The 16,425-nt window shown below is 66.4% G+C and carries 16 protein-coding genes; 3 read left to right on the plus strand and 13 right to left on the minus strand.

Annotated features, from left to right (window positions below; genetic code table 11):
• Positions 1-72 precede the first annotated feature (72 nt).
• The 4 genes from CXQ88_RS00540 to clpS form a co-directional block, all read right to left on the minus strand.
• Positions 73-870 (minus strand): MBL fold metallo-hydrolase, encoded by a 798-nt coding sequence (locus CXQ88_RS00540; protein ID WP_104042242.1) that lies wholly within the window; start codon positions 868-870, stop codon positions 73-75.
• Entirely contained in the window at positions 867-1,865 is a 999-nt protein-coding gene (gene murI / locus CXQ88_RS00545) for a glutamate racemase (protein ID WP_104042243.1), read from the minus strand. The genes CXQ88_RS00540 and murI overlap by 4 nt, the downstream gene beginning before the upstream one ends.
• A gap of 120 nt (positions 1,866-1,985) precedes the next feature.
• Positions 1,986-2,552 carry a DUF2017 domain-containing protein gene (locus CXQ88_RS00550; protein ID WP_104042244.1) on the minus strand — a complete coding sequence of 189 codons (567 nt, stop codon included), beginning with the start codon at positions 2,550-2,552 and terminating at the stop codon, positions 1,986-1,988.
• Positions 2,545-2,928 carry an ATP-dependent Clp protease adapter ClpS gene (gene clpS, locus CXQ88_RS00555; protein ID WP_104042245.1) on the minus strand — a complete coding sequence of 128 codons (384 nt, stop codon included), beginning with the start codon at positions 2,926-2,928 and terminating at the stop codon, positions 2,545-2,547. The genes CXQ88_RS00550 and clpS overlap by 8 nt, the downstream gene beginning before the upstream one ends.
• Before the next feature lie 214 nt (positions 2,929-3,142).
• Here clpS and CXQ88_RS00560 point away from each other — a divergent pair, with 214 nt between their 5' ends.
• Positions 3,143-4,471 carry a nicotinate phosphoribosyltransferase gene (locus CXQ88_RS00560; protein ID WP_104042690.1) on the plus strand — a complete coding sequence of 443 codons (1,329 nt, stop codon included), beginning with the start codon at positions 3,143-3,145 and terminating at the stop codon, positions 4,469-4,471.
• Positions 4,471-5,109 carry an isochorismatase family protein gene (locus CXQ88_RS00565; RefSeq protein ID WP_104042246.1) on the plus strand — a complete coding sequence of 213 codons (639 nt, stop codon included), beginning with the start codon at positions 4,471-4,473 and terminating at the stop codon, positions 5,107-5,109. Before CXQ88_RS00560 ends, CXQ88_RS00565 begins: the two co-directional genes overlap by 1 nt.
• 97 nt (positions 5,110-5,206) lie before the next feature.
• Here CXQ88_RS00565 and CXQ88_RS00570 read toward each other — a convergent pair whose 3' ends face one another.
• The 9 genes from CXQ88_RS00570 to CXQ88_RS00610 all read right to left on the minus strand — a co-directional run bounded on the left by CXQ88_RS00570 (position 5,207) and on the right by CXQ88_RS00610 (position 14,889).
• Positions 5,207-6,988, minus strand: coding sequence for a DEAD/DEAH box helicase (locus tag CXQ88_RS00570; RefSeq protein ID WP_104042247.1), 1,782 nt, complete (start codon positions 6,986-6,988; stop codon positions 5,207-5,209).
• The gene (locus tag CXQ88_RS00575) at positions 6,988-7,329 is read right to left on the minus strand and encodes a DUF3039 domain-containing protein (protein WP_104042248.1); all 342 of its coding nucleotides are present in this window, start codon (positions 7,327-7,329) and stop codon (positions 6,988-6,990) included. Before CXQ88_RS00575 ends, CXQ88_RS00570 begins: the two co-directional genes overlap by 1 nt.
• Before the next feature lie 120 nt (positions 7,330-7,449).
• On the minus strand, positions 7,450-8,232 hold the full coding sequence (gene nagB, locus CXQ88_RS00580; RefSeq protein WP_104042249.1) for a glucosamine-6-phosphate deaminase: 783 nt from the start codon (positions 8,230-8,232) through the stop codon (positions 7,450-7,452).
• A 65-nt stretch (positions 8,233-8,297) separates the two neighbouring features.
• Positions 8,298-9,869: a transporter gene (locus tag CXQ88_RS00585; RefSeq protein WP_104042250.1), complete on the minus strand. Its 1,572-nt coding sequence runs from the start codon at positions 9,867-9,869 to the stop codon at positions 8,298-8,300.
• Positions 9,851-10,645, minus strand: a complete 795-nt coding sequence (locus CXQ88_RS00590; RefSeq protein ID WP_104042251.1) for an ABC transporter ATP-binding protein — start codon at positions 10,643-10,645, stop codon at positions 9,851-9,853. The genes CXQ88_RS00585 and CXQ88_RS00590 overlap by 19 nt, the downstream gene beginning before the upstream one ends.
• Positions 10,646-10,737: 92 nt before the next feature.
• On the minus strand, positions 10,738-11,085 hold the full coding sequence (locus CXQ88_RS00595) for a DUF3253 domain-containing protein (RefSeq protein ID WP_258061632.1): 348 nt from the start codon (positions 11,083-11,085) through the stop codon (positions 10,738-10,740).
• Positions 11,040-12,137 carry an NADH:flavin oxidoreductase/NADH oxidase gene (locus tag CXQ88_RS00600; protein WP_104042252.1) on the minus strand — a complete coding sequence of 366 codons (1,098 nt, stop codon included), beginning with the start codon at positions 12,135-12,137 and terminating at the stop codon, positions 11,040-11,042. The genes CXQ88_RS00595 and CXQ88_RS00600 overlap by 46 nt, the downstream gene beginning before the upstream one ends.
• Complete coding sequence (locus CXQ88_RS00605) at positions 12,137-13,129, minus strand: tetratricopeptide repeat protein (RefSeq protein ID WP_104042692.1); 993 nt, start codon at positions 13,127-13,129, stop codon at positions 12,137-12,139. Before CXQ88_RS00605 ends, CXQ88_RS00600 begins: the two co-directional genes overlap by 1 nt.
• Before the next feature lie 53 nt (positions 13,130-13,182).
• Positions 13,183-14,889: a hypothetical protein gene (locus tag CXQ88_RS00610; RefSeq protein ID WP_181037388.1), complete on the minus strand. Its 1,707-nt coding sequence runs from the start codon at positions 14,887-14,889 to the stop codon at positions 13,183-13,185.
• A gap of 190 nt (positions 14,890-15,079) precedes the next feature.
• Here CXQ88_RS00610 and CXQ88_RS00615 point away from each other — a divergent pair, with 190 nt between their 5' ends.
• A complete protein-coding gene (locus CXQ88_RS00615) occupies positions 15,080-16,390 on the plus strand; it encodes an AI-2E family transporter (protein WP_373637678.1) in 1,311 nt (436 codons plus the stop codon).
• Positions 16,391-16,425: the final 35 nt, after the last annotated feature.

Consider the following 16,425-nt stretch of genomic DNA (forward strand, 5'->3'; position numbering starts at 1 on the left):
CTTTAGCTTATCCACTGCCGGACGCAGCGAGAGTCCGGGTACCGGACGAGCACCAGCCCGGACTGAGGCCGCTCAGATGGTGTAGTGCACTCCGGCGACCGCCACGGCGACGTCGCCGCCGAAGACCGGACGGGCTTCCGCCATGACGGTGGTCGGCGACGTCCATACCGGAATGTGGGTCAGCAGGAGCCGGCGCGCCCCGGCAGCGGCAGCGGCTTCCCCTGCGCGCTTGCCGGTCAGGTGGACATCCTTGATGCCGTCGTCCCGGCCTTCCTCGAAGGCCGCCTCGCAGAGGAACAGGTCGGAGTCCTTGGCCGCCTCCTCCAGCCCGGCGCAGGAGTCTGTGTCACCGGAGTAGGTCAGGGTCCGGGAGACGTTGTTGCCTTCCTTGTCCGGCTCCACAACTTCCACCCGCAGGGCGTACGCCTCCTCCACCGGGTGGTTCACGGCGAAGGGTGTCACGGTGAAAGGACCCACAGTCACGGCTTCGCGTTCTGCCCAGTTGGTGAAGTCAAATTCCTCGTGCATCCCGGGGTCCAGCTCCAGGCCGTACGCGGTGGCCATGCGGTCTGCCGTGGCGGCCGGTCCCCATACCGGAATCCGGCCCCGGCCCCAGCCGCCCGGCTTCCACCGTACGGCCACGTGGAGGCCGCAGAGGTCCATGCAGTGGTCCGGGTGCAGGTGGGTGAGGAAAATCGCGTCGATGTCCTCGAGGTCGGTGTACCGCTGGATAGCTCCAAGTGCGCCGCTGCCCAGGTCCATGACCACTTTCCAGGTCCGCTCGCCGTCGTTCGCCGTCAGGAGGTAGCACGACGCCGGGGAACCCGGGCCGGGGAAGGACCCCGTGCAGCCTACGATGGTGAGCTTCACTGGCCGGAACCCCCGATCACTGAACTGCCCACGAAGTTGGAGATCCGCGGGCCGCTCCTGCCGCTTTGGGCCGCGGCGATCATCTCGGGTGTAATGCGGGCCAGGCTGCCGGTGGGGTACTGGGCGGCCACGTGGTCAACATGCCGGACCGAGAGCACTTCGGGCCCCAGGAACCTGCGGGCCAGTGCCTCGAACTGGTGGGCATCGCCGGTTGCCACAAAGTGGTGTTCCGGAGGGGTTTCCCCCGTGCGCTGCAGGTTGTGGGTTGCCAGCGCGCGGTAGACGTCCTTGGCGGTTTCCTCGGCACTGGACACCAGGGTCACGTCCGCTCCCATGACGTAGGAGATAACGCCGGTGAGCAGCGGGTAGTGGGTACAGCCCAGCACTACGGTGTCCACGCCGGCGGCCTTGAGCGGGGCGAGGTATTCCTCTGCGACGGCCAGCAGGGCCGGGCCGGTGGTGATTCCGGCTTCCACGTAGCTGACGAACTCCGGGCAGGCCACCGAGGTGATCTCCAGGTCCGGAGCGGCGGCGAAGGTGTCCTCGTAGGCCCGGGAACCCACGGTGGCGGACGTGCCGATCACGCCCACTTTGCCGCTCCGGGTTGCGGCGACGGCGCGGCGCACGGCCGGCTGGATGACCTCGATGACCGGAATGCCGTACTTGGCCGTGTACCGCTCCCGGGCGTCGCGCAGCACAGCGGCCGACGCCGAGTTGCAGGCTATGGTGAGCAGCTTGACGCCGGAGTCCACCAGTTCGTCCATCACGCCCAGGGCATTGGCCCGGACTTCCGCGATGGGCAGGGGGCCGTACGGTCCATGCGCCGTGTCCCCCACGTAAAGGATGGACTCGTTGGGAAGCTGGTCAATGATGGAGCGGGCCACGGTCAGGCCGCCTACACCGGAGTCGAAGACACCGATGGGCCGTGATTCGACGGCCGCGGCAGGGAGGTCGCCGGCTTCGGACACCGCTACGGCTTCAATTGGCGGGTCCATGCTCGAGGCTGTTGTCATGATTATTCGAGGATAGGTCTTCCCTGCAGCGTCAGGCAGCATCTTGTGGCCTGTGACTCATGTCTAATGTGTCACAGGCCAGGGACGGGAACGCCCGGCCGGTCAACGGCTGGTATCCAGGGACTGCAGCATCGCCTGGACCAGCGACTCCTGCAGCCAGGTGGCGAAGTTGTAGACCAGGGCCAGGTAGCTTTCCACGTCCTCGGCCTGGGACCAGTCCTGCATCAGATGGACGTGCTCGGCGTCCTCCTCGTCCTGAATGTCCAGCCGCTCGGCCAGCACCAGCCGGACGTCGTTCAGGGCCATCGACCAGTGCCGGGCACCGTCAGCGGTCAGCACGATCTCGTCCTTATCCAGGTCAAGTGCTGCCGCCCGGAGGGCGCCGATCTTTGTTTCCCGCAGCGAGCGCTCGGTGAGCTGGCGGAACTCCAGGGACGCGCCGTCGTCGTTTTTCATCACGTTGGGCAGGAGCCGCTTCACCGCCCGGTCCGTGGGCACGGCCACCTCCATGTCGAGGCCGATCAGGGCCGCGAGCGGGTCCTGACCCTCACGCTCCTCCGGCTCGAGCATGGAAATGACGTCGTTGATGAGGCTGCGCAGCAGTTCCCGTTCGGCCGGCTCCAAAAAGCCGGTGATGCCTTTAAGTCCGTACTTGAACGCCTTAGCCACGTTTCCCCTTACCCTGGCCCGGCCCGCCGGACTTGCCTGCATTGCCGCCTGACCCGCCGCTGGCCTTCTCCACCGTGGCCCACAGCCCGAAGCCGTGCATTGCCACGGCGTGGCGCTCCACCTGCTCCTTGCTGCCGGAGGCAACAATGGAGCGGCCCTTTTTGTGGACCTCCATCATGAGCTTGTTCGCCTTGCTTTCGGGGTAGCCGAAGTAGCTTTGGAACACGTAGCTGACGTAGCTCATCAGATTAACGGGGTCATTCCAGATCACCAGGTTCCAGGGGATGTCCGGCGCGGCAAGGAAGTCTGTTGACTCCGCTGTGCCGGTCCGGGTGCCCTCTTGCGTATCAGGGCCGAGCGCAACGCTTAAGGTCATCTGTCCATTCTATGGGGAGGATGGGCCCACGCCGGCGAGGGGCCCGCGGCGAAGCGAAGCGAGACGTGGGAGCCGGTGGGTGGGCCCACGCCGGCGAGGGGCCCGCGGCGAAGCGAAGCGAGACGTGGGAGCCGGTGGGTGGGCCCACGCCGGCGAGGGGCCCGCGGCGAAGCGAAGCGAGACGTGGGAGCCGGTGGGGACTAGAGTGAATTTCGTGAGCACCTCTGCCGGCTGGGACCATCCCCGCACGTCCTTTTACACCGACCACTACGAGCTGACCATGCTGCAGGCGTCGCTTCATTCGGGCGCCGCGCACCGCCGGTCCGTCTTCGAGGCCTTCGCCCGGCGGCTCCCGGACGGCCGGCGCTACGGCATTGTGGCGGGTACCGGCCGGCTGCTGGAGGGCATCGCGAATTTCCGCTTCGGGGAGGCCGAACTGGACTTCCTGGCCCGCACCAAGGTGGTCAACGAGGAGACCCTGGAGTACCTGGCGTCCTATCGTTTCTCGGGTGACATCTGGGGCTATCCGGAAGGGGAAGCGTACTTTCCGAACTCCCCCATCCTGATCGTCGAGGCCTCCTTCGCCGAAGCGTGCATGCTCGAGACGTACCTGCTGTCCGTGCTCAACCACGACAGCGCCATCGCCTCCGCCGCGTCCCGGATGATCAGTGCCGCCGGCGGCCGCCCCTGCATCGAGATGGGCTCCCGGCGCACCCATGAGGAAGCCGCTACCGCCTCCGCCCGGGCAGCCATCATTGCCGGCTTTGACAGCACGTCCAACCTGGAGGCGGGCATCCGCTACGGAATAAAGACGGTGGGCACCGCTGCGCACTCCTTTACCCTCCTGCACGACACCGAGCGGGATGCCTTCGAGGCCCAGATTGCGTCCCTCGGCGATGGCACGTCCCTGCTGGTGGACACGTACGACGTCGAAGCGGCCGTGCGCACGGCAGTGGACCTTGCGGGTCCGCGCCTTGGGGCGGTCCGGCTGGATTCCGGCGACCTCGTGGCGCAGGCCCAGTGGGTCCGCCAGCTCCTGGATAGCCTGGGCAACGAAAACACCAAAATCGTGGTCACTTCCGACCTGGACGAGTTCGCCATCGCCGCCCTGCAGTCAGCCCCCGTGGATTCCTACGGCGTGGGCACCTCGCTGGTTACCGGGTCCGGCGCGCCGACCGCCAGCATGGTCTACAAACTGGTGAGCCGGACGGACGACGACGGGAACTTCGTCTCCGTAGCCAAAGCGGCCAAGAACAAGGCGAGTGTGGGCGGGCGCAAGTACGCGCTGCGGAAACTGAACGAGCGCGGCATTGCCACTGCCGAGGTGGTGGGGGTGGGCCACCGGCCAGAGGACGACGGCAATGACCGCCCTCTGCTGCAGCAGTTTATGAAAAACGGCGAACTGATGCCGGGCTGGACCGGCAACGAAGGAGTGCACCGCGCGCGCCGTCGCCACGCCGAATCCATGGCTGAACTTCCCGCCGTGGTCAACCGCCTCCAGCGCGGTGAAGCAGCCATCCCCACCATCTATGAGGAGAACTGATGTCCCGCGCCCTGATTATCGTTGATGTCCAGAACGATTTCTGCGAGGGCGGCTCGCTCGCCGTGTCCGGCGGCGCAGCAGTGGCCGGCGCGATCAGCGAATACGTGGATGCCCACCACAGCGAGTTCGACCACGTGGTGGCCACCCAGGACTGGCACATCAATCCCGGGGACCACTTTTCCGAAACCCCGGATTTCATCGACAGTTGGCCGCCGCACTGCGTGGCGGGAACCCGCGGTGCGGAGCTCCACCCGGACCTGGACACCGAGTACATTGATGCCTATTTCCAGAAGGGGCAGTTCGCTGCCGCCTACTCCGGCTTCGAGGGACTGCAGGCACCCGAAGACGCCGTGCCCACCGGGGAACGGCAACCCGGCGCACTGCCCGGGGCCGGCGACGCTGCCAGCTATGCCGCGGCTGAGGACGCGATCGGCCTGGACGATTGGCTGCAGAGCAACGACGTCGAGGACGTGGTGGTGGTGGGCATCGCCACCGACTTCTGCGTCAAGGCAACGTCGCTTGACGCAGTACAGGCCGGCTACTCCGTGACGGTCATCCGCTCCCTGACGGCAGGAATCGCGGAGGACCTCGAGGAAGCGATCACCGAGATGGAGCTTGGCGGCGTCGACGTCGCCTGATTTCCGGCAAGGTCAGCACGCGGCGGTAACACGAGTGGCCCGGTGCTCAGCACCGGGCCACAGTTGTTACCAAACCACTCCCGCTGACAAACCGCCTTTAATTGCGGCCGACGAACCAGTCCTGGAGCTTCCGTAGGCGGGACTGCAGCTGTTCCTCGTTGGCCTGGGCCACCGGCGGACCGCCGCAAACAGTCCGCAGCTTGGTGTGGACAACGCCGTGCGGCGTCCCGGTCCGGGCAGACCAGGCAGCCACGTTCTTGGCCAGTTCGTTCCGAAGGTCCATCAGCAGCCGGTGGTCCGGGACAGCCGGAGCCGCGGTTTCTGCGGCGGCCGGGGCGCGCCGGTTCTTCCGGTTGAGCTGCTCATGCTGGCGCTGGCGAAGCAGGGTGCCCACCTGTTCGGCGTCCAGCAGCCCGGGAATGCCCAGGAAGTCCATTTCGTCGTCGGAGCCTACTTCGCCGCCGGTGCCGAACTCGCCGCCGTCGAACAGGACCCGGTCAAAGGAGGCCTGCGAGTCCAGGGCCTCAAACTTGCCCTTTGTGAGGCTGTCGGAGGCCTTGTCCTCGCGGTTGGCTTCCGCCAGCAGCGAGTCCTCGGGATTGAACAGGCCGTCGCCGTCCTCCTTCTCGGGGCGGTCCAGGGCATGGTCGCGCTCGGCCTCCATCGAGTTGGCAAGCGCCATCAGTTGGGGCACGGACGGCAGGAAGACCGACGCCGTTTCCCCTCGTTTGCGGGCACGCACAAAGCGGCCAACGGCCTGGGCGAAGAACAGCGGAGTGGAAGTGGAAGTCGCGTACACACCCACGGACAGCCGTGGAACGTCAACGCCTTCGGACACCATCCGGACCGCAACCATCCACCGCTTCTCACTGGCGGTGAATTCCTCGATCTTACTTGAGGCTTTAGCGTCGTCGGAAAGGATGACCGTGGGCGACTCGCCGGTGATCCGCTTCAGCTGCCCGGCGTATGCCCTGGCGTCCTCGTGGTCGGTGGCGATGACCAGCCCGCCGGCGTCCGGAACAGTACGGCGCACCTCGCTGAGGCGTCTGTCCGCCCCTGCCAGGACAGCCGGGATCCATTCGCCGGCCGGGTTCAATGCCGTTCGCCAGGCGTGCGAGGTGATGTCCTTGGTCACCGCGGCCTCACCAAGGGATGCCGCCATCTCCTCGCCGGCGCTGGTGCGCCAGCGCATCTGCCCCGAGTACGCCATGAACATCACCGGCCGGACCACGTGGTCCCGCAGGGCGTTGCCGTAGCCATAGGTGTAGTCCGCCTTGGACCGGCGGATCCCATCCCTGTCCTCCGCGTACTCCACAAACGGAATGGGAGAGGTGTCCGAGCGGAACGGGGTACCAGTCAGGGACAGCCGGCGCGCTGCAGGGTCGAACGCCTCGCGCAGGCCGTCGCCCCAGGACAGCGCCTCGCCGCCGTGGTGGATCTCATCCAGGATCACCAGGGTCCGCGCGGCCTCGGTTTTGGCCCGGTGCAGCATGGGTTTGCTGGCCACCTGGGCGTATGTAACGGCGACTCCAATGAAGCCGCGGCCGTGCTGGCCGTCGGAGTTCTTGAAGTTGGGGTCGATGGCAATGCCCACCTTGGCCGCCGCATCCGCCCACTGGCGCTTGAGGTGGTCTGTGGGTGCGACGATGGTCACGCGGTTGACCGCGCCGGTCTCAATGAGAGTGGACGCGACCCGGAGGGCGAAGGTGGTTTTGCCGGCGCCGGGCGTTGCCACGGCCAGGAAGTCCCGGGGACTTGTCCTCAGGTAGAGGTCCAGTGCTTCCTGCTGCCAGGCACGGAGTTTCGGGGCGGTCCCCCAGGCTGCACGTTCCGGATAAGCCGGAGGCAGGGTGGGGCCGCCAAAAAGCGTCTCCGTCACTACTTGTTGTTGCCTGAGTCCCCTCCGGGACCCTTGCCGCCGTCGTTGCCCGGGCGGAGGCCGTCATAAACCTCTTTGCACATCGGGCACACCGGGAACTTCTGCGGATCCCGGCCGGGCGTCCAGACTTTGCCGCACAGGGCGATGACGGGATCGCCGGTCAGCGCGGACTCCATGATCTTTTCCTTGCGCACGTAGTGCGAAAAGCGCTCCCGGTCTCCGGGCTCCACCTCTTGGCGCAGTTCCTCGCGCTCAATGGTGGCCGTGGACGTTCCAGCCCCGGAAAGCTCACGCATCGGGTCGTTTTCGAGAGGGTCCGTCATGCTAGTCATGCCAACCATCTTAGCCTTTCCGGCGGTGGGGCGTTCGACGGCGGCGCGTCCTCCCGCAGGAGGAAACAGCCGCCCGCTGCCTGCCGCCGTCGTACTTTTCCTTACTGGCCAGGGCCGCTGACCGTGAGGTCAGATGCCTTGCCAAGCAGGCTTGTTGTCATAAGTGTGGCGGTAAAAATCGGCCAGTTTGAGCGCTGAGGCGGCAGCCTCGTCCAGCAGGACGGTGGCATGGGGATGGAACTGCAGCACGGACGCGGGGCAGATGGCGGACACCGGCCCTTCGACGAACTCGCGGACGGCCTGCGCCTTTTGTGCGCCGGTTGCCACCAGGATCACGTGCCGGGCATCCATGATTGTCCCCAGGCCCTGGGTCAGGACGTGGTGCGGAACGTCGGCAAGGCCGCTGAAGAAACGTGCGTTGTCCCGGCGTGTCTGTTCAATAAGGCTCTTGATCCTGGTGCGGGATGCAAAGGAGGACCCTGGCTCGTTGAAGCCGATGTGGCCGTCAGTGCCCACACCGAGGAGTTGCAGGTCTGTGCCGCCCACCGCGGCGATGGCCTCCTCGTAGGCGCGGCAGGCCTCCGGGATGTCCGTAGCCGTCCCGTCCGGCCCGTGGACATTTTCCGGGGGGATGTTGACGCGGTCGGTGAACTCCCGCCGGATGACCTCGCGGTAGGACTCAGGGTGGCCCGCCGGCAGGCCCACGTACTCGTCGAGGGCAAAACCGGAGGCACGGCTGAAGTCCAGGCCCACCCGCTCGTACCGGGCAACGAGTTCATCGTAGATCGGCAGCGGTGACGATCCGGTGGCAAGCCCCAGGACCGCGTTCGGCTTGCGCCGGAGAAGCTCCTCGATGGCGTCAGCGGCGAGCTTCCCGATCTGTTTGCTGCCGCTGAGGATAACTACTTCCATGCTGTTCCTTCCGGGGCGTGTCAGCTGTTCGCTTGGTTGGCGGTTGGCTGCTCTGTATCCACTGCTCAACGGTTCACTGTGACCTGGGCCAGCAGCTCAGGACCACGGGCGTCCAGCCATTTTCCGCCCAGCCTGACACCGATCACAAACAAGCCCATTCCCAGCACGAGTCCAACGGCGAGGTTCAACCAGCCGAACAGGCTGTTGCCGGTGACCAATTGAGCAACAAGGAGGGCGGCCTCCGGCAGCACCAGGACCATCAGGACTCCCAGCCCGGCGAACTGGACCGCAAGGGTCTGACCCACGTTTCCCGGGGGTTTCTTGAAGGGGCTGTCGCCGGGCAGGGGTACCGCCACCGTGTACCGGGCCGAGACCACGGAGGACAGTCCCAGTCCCGTAAAGAGGATCCCCAGACTCAACCCCAACTGGCCGGGCAACGCCTCCAAGTCGGCCGTGAAGGCAGAGTAGCCAACGGCGAAGACCAGGACCACCGGCAGCGCGAAGGCCAGGCACGCCAGGGCACGGCCCAGCCTGTCGTCCACGCCCCGGACCCCGCTGGCCAGGTGCAGCGCGAAGGCGGTGTTGTCATAGGACACATCAGCGGAGATGGACCAGGCCAGGATGAACGCCGACAGCGGCGCCAGGAGTGCCAGGGTACTGAAATCGCCGGTTTGGCTGCCCTGGAATACCAGCACCACCGGCAAGAGCGGGATCACAATGAGGGAGCCGGAGTAGCGGGGGTCCCGGACCCAGTATGTGAGGGCCCTTGACATTACGGCGCCCGCAGGAGCAGCGGGCAGGAACCCGAGCAGCCCCAGCTTGCCGCCCTTGCGCTTGCCGCTGCCCGAGTAGGGCGGCGTGACCAGGGCACGTTCCAGCAGCAGCTTCCAGAACCAGGCGAGGCCGGCAAGCACCGCGACTGAAATGAGCAGCTTGAAGGCCGCCGCGCCGAGCCGGCCGGCCTCGATGTCGCCGGCCAGGGCCCACGGGGCACCAAGCGGAGTCCACGACAACGTTCGGGCGAAGTCCGGCAGGAAACCGGTGGAGGCGGTGATTCCGCGCCCTACTCCCGCCACAATAGGGCCCAGGAGGACCAGGGGAACCATAAACGCAACTGCGCTCACGTCCTTAAAGCGGCGGGACGACGCGAGGCTTGCCGTTGCCGTGGTCACCACCTTGGACAACACGATGCAGGTCAGGACTCCCAGCGCCGCGCCCACCAGGGCTGCGAGCGCCGGCAGTACGCCGCGGGACCACGTCACCACCGTGGACAGTGCCACCAGGGCTGTTGCCAGGCCCGGAATGCCGATCAGTCCGCCCAGCGCCAGCCCGGCCAGCATCTGCTTCATCGGGACGGCAAACGTGGTGAAGCGGGCAGGATCCAGCGTCAGGTCCGTAGCCGAGGCCACCACCGGAATGATTCCCCAGCCCAGGACGGCCGCCGAGCCGCCAAGCACCACGGCGGTGTACACCAGTTCGTGGTCCGCTTGGCGAAGCAGGACCAGCACCACTACCAGCGTGGCCACGACGCTCAAAGCATAGAGCCCTCCGAAGGCCATGCCCACCAGCTGCCAGGGGCTGCGGCGAAGTCCGTTGCGCAGCAGGGTGAGTTTGAGCCTTAGAAGGTGCGCAACCATTCCAGCCCTTCCGTGCGGCTGCGGCCACCCACCAGCTGGACGAACCGGTCTTCCAGGGAGACTCCCCCGCGCACCTCGTCCACCGTTCCCGTAGCCAGCAGCCTGCCGCCGGCCACCACTGCAACGTGGTCGCACATGCGCTGCACCAGGTCCATCACGTGGCTGGAGACGATCACCGTGCCGCCGGACGCCACGTAGCTGTCAAGGATGGAGCGGATGTTGGATGCAGACACAGGGTCAACGGCTTCGAAAGGCTCGTCCAGCACCAGCAGCCTGGGCGCGTGAATGAGGGCGGACGCCAGGGCGATCTTTTTGGTCATGCCCGCCGAGTAGTCAACCACCAGTGTGCCGGCGTCCTGCGCCAGGTCCAGGGCCGCCAGCAGTTCACCCACGCGGCTGGCCACTACGTCCTTGTCCATCCCCCGCAGAAGGCCGGCGTAGGTGATGAGCTGTTCGCCGGTCAACCGGTCAAACAGCCGTACCCCGTCCGGCAGGATGCCCATTAGCCGCTTTGCCTCCAACGGGCGGGCCCAGACATCAACGCCGTGGACAACCGCAGTGCCGAAGTCCGGGCGCAGCAGCCCGGTGGCCATCGACAGTGTGGTGGTCTTGCCTGCGCCGTTGGGGCCGACAATCCCGAAGAAGGAACCTGCGGGGACGTCCAGGCTGATGCCGTCCACCGCGATCTTTTGCCCGAAGCGTTTGGCAAGTCCCCGGATGGACAGTGCGGCGACGGGACCGGCTGGCCGCGCCGGGTCTGGTTGCTGAGCAGTCATGAAGCCAGACTAGTCCCCAGGTTGCGGCAGCGGGGTCCTCCTGGAGGAGTAGCGAATAAGGCGTAGAACCACGCACACCGGATGATCCGTTGCTAGCGCACCTTGCGGATCCGGATGGGTCCTTTAGCGGTGGAGGGATCAACCACCGAACCACCCTGGGTGATCTCCACCTCGCCGGCATCAACCAGCCTCCGGGCAGCCCTGCGGGCTGGCTCCATAAGGTCGCGCCAATTCTCGTCGCCCACGGCACGGGCAGCATCCGATGGGCAGATGGTGGACGTTGCAGCCCTGGCAGCCAGAAGTTCCAGGATGGTCGCTTCCAGTTGCAGGTCGATTCCGTCGCCCGGGGTTTGCCCCATGTCGTGCCGCGCGTGCGCCATCAGGCCGACGGCGTTCAGAAGGTGCGCCGCGGGACGGCGCGCTCGTACTGTGGTGCCCATTTAATGTCATGGCCCAGTTCGAAGGCCGCGCGCAGCCACCAGTGCGGGTCCCGAAGCGCAGCCCGGGCAATAAAGACGCCGTCGGCCTGTCCGGTCGCAATGGCGTGTTCGGCCTGGCCGGCGGAGGTCAGGAGGCCAACGGTTCCGGTGGGCACTCCCGCGTCCCTGCGGATGGCGGCAGAGAACCCCGTTTGGTAGCCGGGGCCGGCCTTGATCTGTTGATGGGCAACCGCTCCCCCGCTGGAAACGTCAACGAGGTCCACACCATGCTGCGCCGCCTCCTGTGCCAGCCGCACGGAAGCCGCGAGGTCAACCCCGCCATCGGCCCAGTCACTGGCCGAGATCCTCAGGAGCAGGGGCATCGAGTCAGGAATAACAGCCCGCACCGCATCAACCACCGCAAGCATCAGGCGGTTGCGCCCTGCTTCATCCCCGCCCCAGGCATCGGTCCGCGTGTTGATCAGCGGGCTCTGGAACTGGTGCAGGAGATAGCCGTGCGCCCCGTGGATTTCCACGGTGTCGAAGCCCGCCTCAACGGCGCGAACGGCGGCGGCCGCAAAGTCGCTGATCACTCCCGTGATCTGTTCCTCGCTCATCACGGCGGGTTCGGCATAGCCGTCGAAAGCTGACGCTGAGGGCCCTGCTGTGGTCCACCCGCCGTCGGACTCCGGGACACTGCCGTGCTTGCCGGAAAAGGGCCAGTACGTGGAGGCCTTCCGGCCGGCATGGGCCAGCTGGACGCCAATTTTTGCGTCCGCCGCACCGTGACGGTGCACAAAGGATGTGATCCGCTGCCAGGCTTCGGCCTGGGCATCGTTGTAGAGGCCGGCGTCGCGGGGGCTGATCATGCCCTCGTGGTTGACGGCGGCAGCCTCGGTGAGGATCAGCGCCGCGCCGCCGGCGGCGAAGGAGCCCAGGTGCATCAGGTGCCAATCGTGCGGAACTCCGGGCGCAGCCTCGGCATCGCAGCTGTACTGGCACATCGGCGATACCCAGCCGCGGTGCTGCAACTCAAGCGAGCGAAGCTTCAGCGGCTCGAACAGGGCGGACATTAAAAAAGAACCCGTGCGAGTGCCTGGCGCGCCTTGGCCACGCGGTCATCTGCCGCGCCCACCACGTCGAACAGCTCAAGCAGGCGGACGCGGGCAGTCTCGCGCTCCGGTCCGAAGTTCCTGCCAATAAAGCTGACCAGGCGGTTCAACGCGTCCTCCACGTGCCCGCCCGCCACATCAAGGTCAGCGACGGCAAACTGTGCCTGCAGGTTGTCCGGCTCATTGGCCGCCTGGGCGCGGAGCGCATCGCTGTCCTGGGCTGAGAGCGGCTGGAGGCGCTCCATCAGCTCCACCTGGGCCAGCCCGGCCTTCGCCTCGTGGTCGGCGGGCATCTCGTTCAGGGCCTGCCGGTAGGCGTCTGCCGCCGCCGCGTAGTCGCCGGCTTCGATGGCGTCGAAGGCGGCCTGGTGAAGCGGCGGCAGCGGGGCAGGCTCGCCTTCCTGCGCGGCACCGCCGCCGAGGCTGCCGGTCACGCCGTTTGCCGCGGCCACCTTCAGCAGTTCATCGAAAAGGCCGCGGACCTGCTCTTCGTCGGCACCGCCCTGGAAAAGCGGCACCGGCTGGCCCTTGAGCACCGCTACGGCGGTAGGCACGGCCTGCACTTGGAACGCCTGCGCCAACTGAGGGAACGCTTCGATGTCGGCGGCTCCGAGGACCAGCCTGCCGCCATAACTCTCCACCAGGCGTTCCAGGACCTCCAGCATGGTTGCCGATTCGGGTGAGTAGGAAGCCCACAGGGCGAAAACCACCGGCACCTGCGTGGACAACTCCACCAGTTGCTGGAAGTTGCCCTCGGTCACGTTGACCACCAGTTCAGGAGTACCGGGAGCGGCCCCGGGCTGCGCTCCCCCGGGCGCTTCCGGTCCGGACGGCGGCGCGGAGGGGGCCGGGGCGGCGGGGCGCTGCTTCAGCGAGGAAAGGTCGACGGCGCCGCGCAGGTTAAGCGGGCTGGCAGCGGCAGGAGGGACTGGGCGGGAAGCTGGCGAACTCATGCTTTCCACTCTAGCCACTCCGGCCGCTGCGGGGGGTAATGCAGGTACGGCGCCTACTTGAAGCTGGCCCCCACCAGGCCGCGGGTGGCAGCCACAAGCTTCATGGGATCGGTGGAGCCCGCCGGCGGAACGTACACGGCCATGGACTCGGCGAAGCTCAGGACCATGCCCGTGGTGGTTTCCTTGCCGCCGGCGAGCGCCGCGGCGTCGTCACCGATGCTGAGCTTGTCACCGGCAGCCTTCGGTGTTCCCTCGAAGCCAAAGTTGATCCGGCCCAGAACCAGGGCGCCTCCGTCGGCGGTGCGGAACACGATGGTGCTCTCGGGAACCACCTTGTGCGTGAAGGAGAAGTTGCCGTTCTCTCCCGCCTTGACCACCTCTGCCTGGTAGGACAGCGTGTCCGCGATGTACGGCGAGGACTTACCCTCCACCAGCTTGGCCTTGAAAGGGGACTCGGCGCTGGTGAGTCGGTCGGCGAGGCCGGACATGGCTTCTTCACCGCTGTACAGCAGCCCGGTCTTGTCAGTCGCTGCCAACGTCTCGGTGCCGTCACGGTTGATGGTGGGGAAGGTGGTGCCGGGCTGGAGCGGGTTCGTTTCCACAAGCTTGTAGTTCTCGCGCGGAGATGACTGGACGAGCGTCAGCAGCTGCGGGACCACGTTGCCGTCGCCCTGCGTCACAGCAAGGACGGACCGGGGCCAGTCGCGGTTGCTGGTGACCACCGTGGTGAGGAGCTTGGTGGAGCGCACGGGCATGCGTGCCTCGTAGGATCCCACCCGGGAGCGGATCTTGTAGTTCTGGGTGCGGACTTCAAGCTCAGTCCCGCCAACGCGGTCGGCAAGCTTTGCCGCATCCTTTGCTGCGTCGCCGGCGTCCGCTGCGCTGGAAACCTGCTCCAGGATGCGGCGGAACTGGGCGTCCAGCAGCACCGGCGAGCCGGACTGATCCTGTGCGGCAGCCGAAGAATCCGGGGAAGGCCCAGGCGCGGGCGAGGTAGCACTTGCCGCCACACCGGTTCCGGCCACAACAGCAGCAGCAACCACGCCGGCGGCGGCCATAGTCACGCGCGAGGACGAACGTGGCTCGGTCCTGGCGCGGGCACGCTGGGCAAAACCGCTGCCCTTGCCCTTGCCGTCGCCTTCGCCGTTGCGCTTGCGCATGGAGAGCAGCGCCAGGGCGATCCCGCCGAGGATCAGGAGGGAGCCAAGCACCATGAGCGGGATGGCCCACGGGGTGGAAGTATCGTTCGGGAACGTCATGGAGACGGAGGCAGGAGCAGGCTGGGTTCCGTCAGAGGCCAGCAGGAGGGTCCAGTCGCCGTCGGCCGGCGGCGTCCAGGAGTACTCCAGCTCACCGCTTGCATTCTCGGTGGAAACCCAGAGGTCCGAGCCTGCGGGGTTGGGCGCGGTGGGTTCGCCGTCTGCGTGTTCCACCTGGAGCGACTTCCCGTCCTCGGAAACCCCCGTGACGGTGTTGTGCGCCGTCTGGCCCACCCAGGCGTCGACGTCATCGGGACGCCCTGCTGCCAGCAGGAAGTTGCCATCACCCTCGATGTTGATTTTGACGGTGCCGCCATGAAGGGTGCGCAGGTTCTGGTCAATGACCGTCAGCGGCGCGGCCCCGGCATCAGCCGGCGCAGAGGCCGTGAAAGTCTCGGACGGGGCCCAGATAGTTCTCTGGCCGATGCCGGCCAGCAGTGTCAGGAGGCCGAGCAGCACGAGTGCGACTGCAGTCTTTAAACGCAAGGGAACACCTATCATCAGCGGGGGTTTACCTTCCATGGTAACGGTTTCGTTACCAGGGCCCTGGTTTGCGGCGCCTGAAAGCCACTTTCCGCTGCGCGCGTGACGGCCCTTCGCGGGTGTTGACAAGGCTGCTGATAGTGTTTGCGATGATCATCACACCCGCCCGCGCCAGCGGCGCCACGCACTGAACAGGCCCCAAATTCCAGTGACTGACAAGACGGACGAGTCCTCCGCGGCACACGAGAAACCGACGGGTGCTGAGCCTTCGGCAGGCGCTCCGCAGGTCCCTGCACCGGTGCGCTGGAGGGGGGCCGCCGCCGCGGCCCTCGGACTGGTGGTGCACCGCCTTCGCCAACCGCTGCCTGGGGCCCAGCCAAGGCTCCGCTTCGAAATGCCGCCGGAGTACTCTCACCAAGAGCAACAGGTTGGCGAAGAGTCAGGCGGGGTCGAGCCTCAGTTCGGTGATCCCGGCCCGCGGATGTCGCCCCAGCATCCCCTGTATATGGGTTTTATGGGCGCCGTGGGCGTAGGCCTGGCCCTGCTTGTCTACTGGATCGGATCCAACACCACACAACTGCTGCTGTGGATTGTGGCCGCGCTGTTTATCGCGCTCGGACTGGAGCCGGTGGTCAGCTGGCTTGAGAGCCGCAAGATTCCCCGCCCGGCTGGAATCCTGGTGTCCGTTACAGTGCTGGTGAGCGCCGTCGTCGGATTTTTTGCCACCCTGATCCCCACGATCGTGGAACAGGTGACGCAGGTTGTCCAGCAGGCACCGGTTTGGGTTCGGGACTTCATTGATTCAGACTTTTTCCGTAGCCTCGATGACCAATTCGGCGTTCGGGAGCGGATTACGGAGGAACTGGATAAGTTCGTCAACGACCCCGCTGCAGTGGGCGGAATCTTCGGCGGCGTGGTGAGCTTCGGGTCAACCGTGGCCAACGGCCTGTTCGGCACCCTGATTGTGCTGGTGCTGAGCCTGTACTTCCTGGCCGCCCTGCCGGCAATGAAAAAATGGGGCTACCGGCTTGCGCCCCGTTCCCGACGGGCCCGGGTTGAGGCTTTGTCCGAGGAGATCACCCGTTCGGTGGGCAACTACGTGATCGGGCAGGCTTGCGTAGCCCTGCTTAATGCCACCTTTGCCTTCATCGTGATGTCCATCGCGGGGATTCCCTTCGCCCTTTTGCTGGCGTTCGTGGTGGCCCTGCTTGCCTTTATCCCCCTGGTGGGCGGGCTGATTGCAGGTGTGCTGGTAGTCCTCATCGCGCTCACCGAAGGCTGGCAGACTGCCACCGTCTACGCCATTTGCTACTTTGCCTACCTGCAGTTCGAGGCCTACTTCATCTCGCCGCGCATCATGCAGAAGGCAGTCGCGGTGCCGGGTGCAGTGGCCGTCATTTCCGTCATCGCCGGCGGCAGCCTGCTGGGCGTCCTGGGCGCCCTGATCGCCATTCCGACCGCGGCCGCCGTCCTGCTGCTGATCCGCGAAATCTACATCGTGCGGCAGGACCAGCACTGACTTTTGGGGCACAACTGCCGGCCGGTAACCTGCCT

It is taken from the genome of Arthrobacter sp. ZGTC412, assembly GCF_002929215.1.
Taxonomy (GTDB): Bacteria; Actinomycetota; Actinomycetes; order Actinomycetales; family Micrococcaceae; genus Arthrobacter.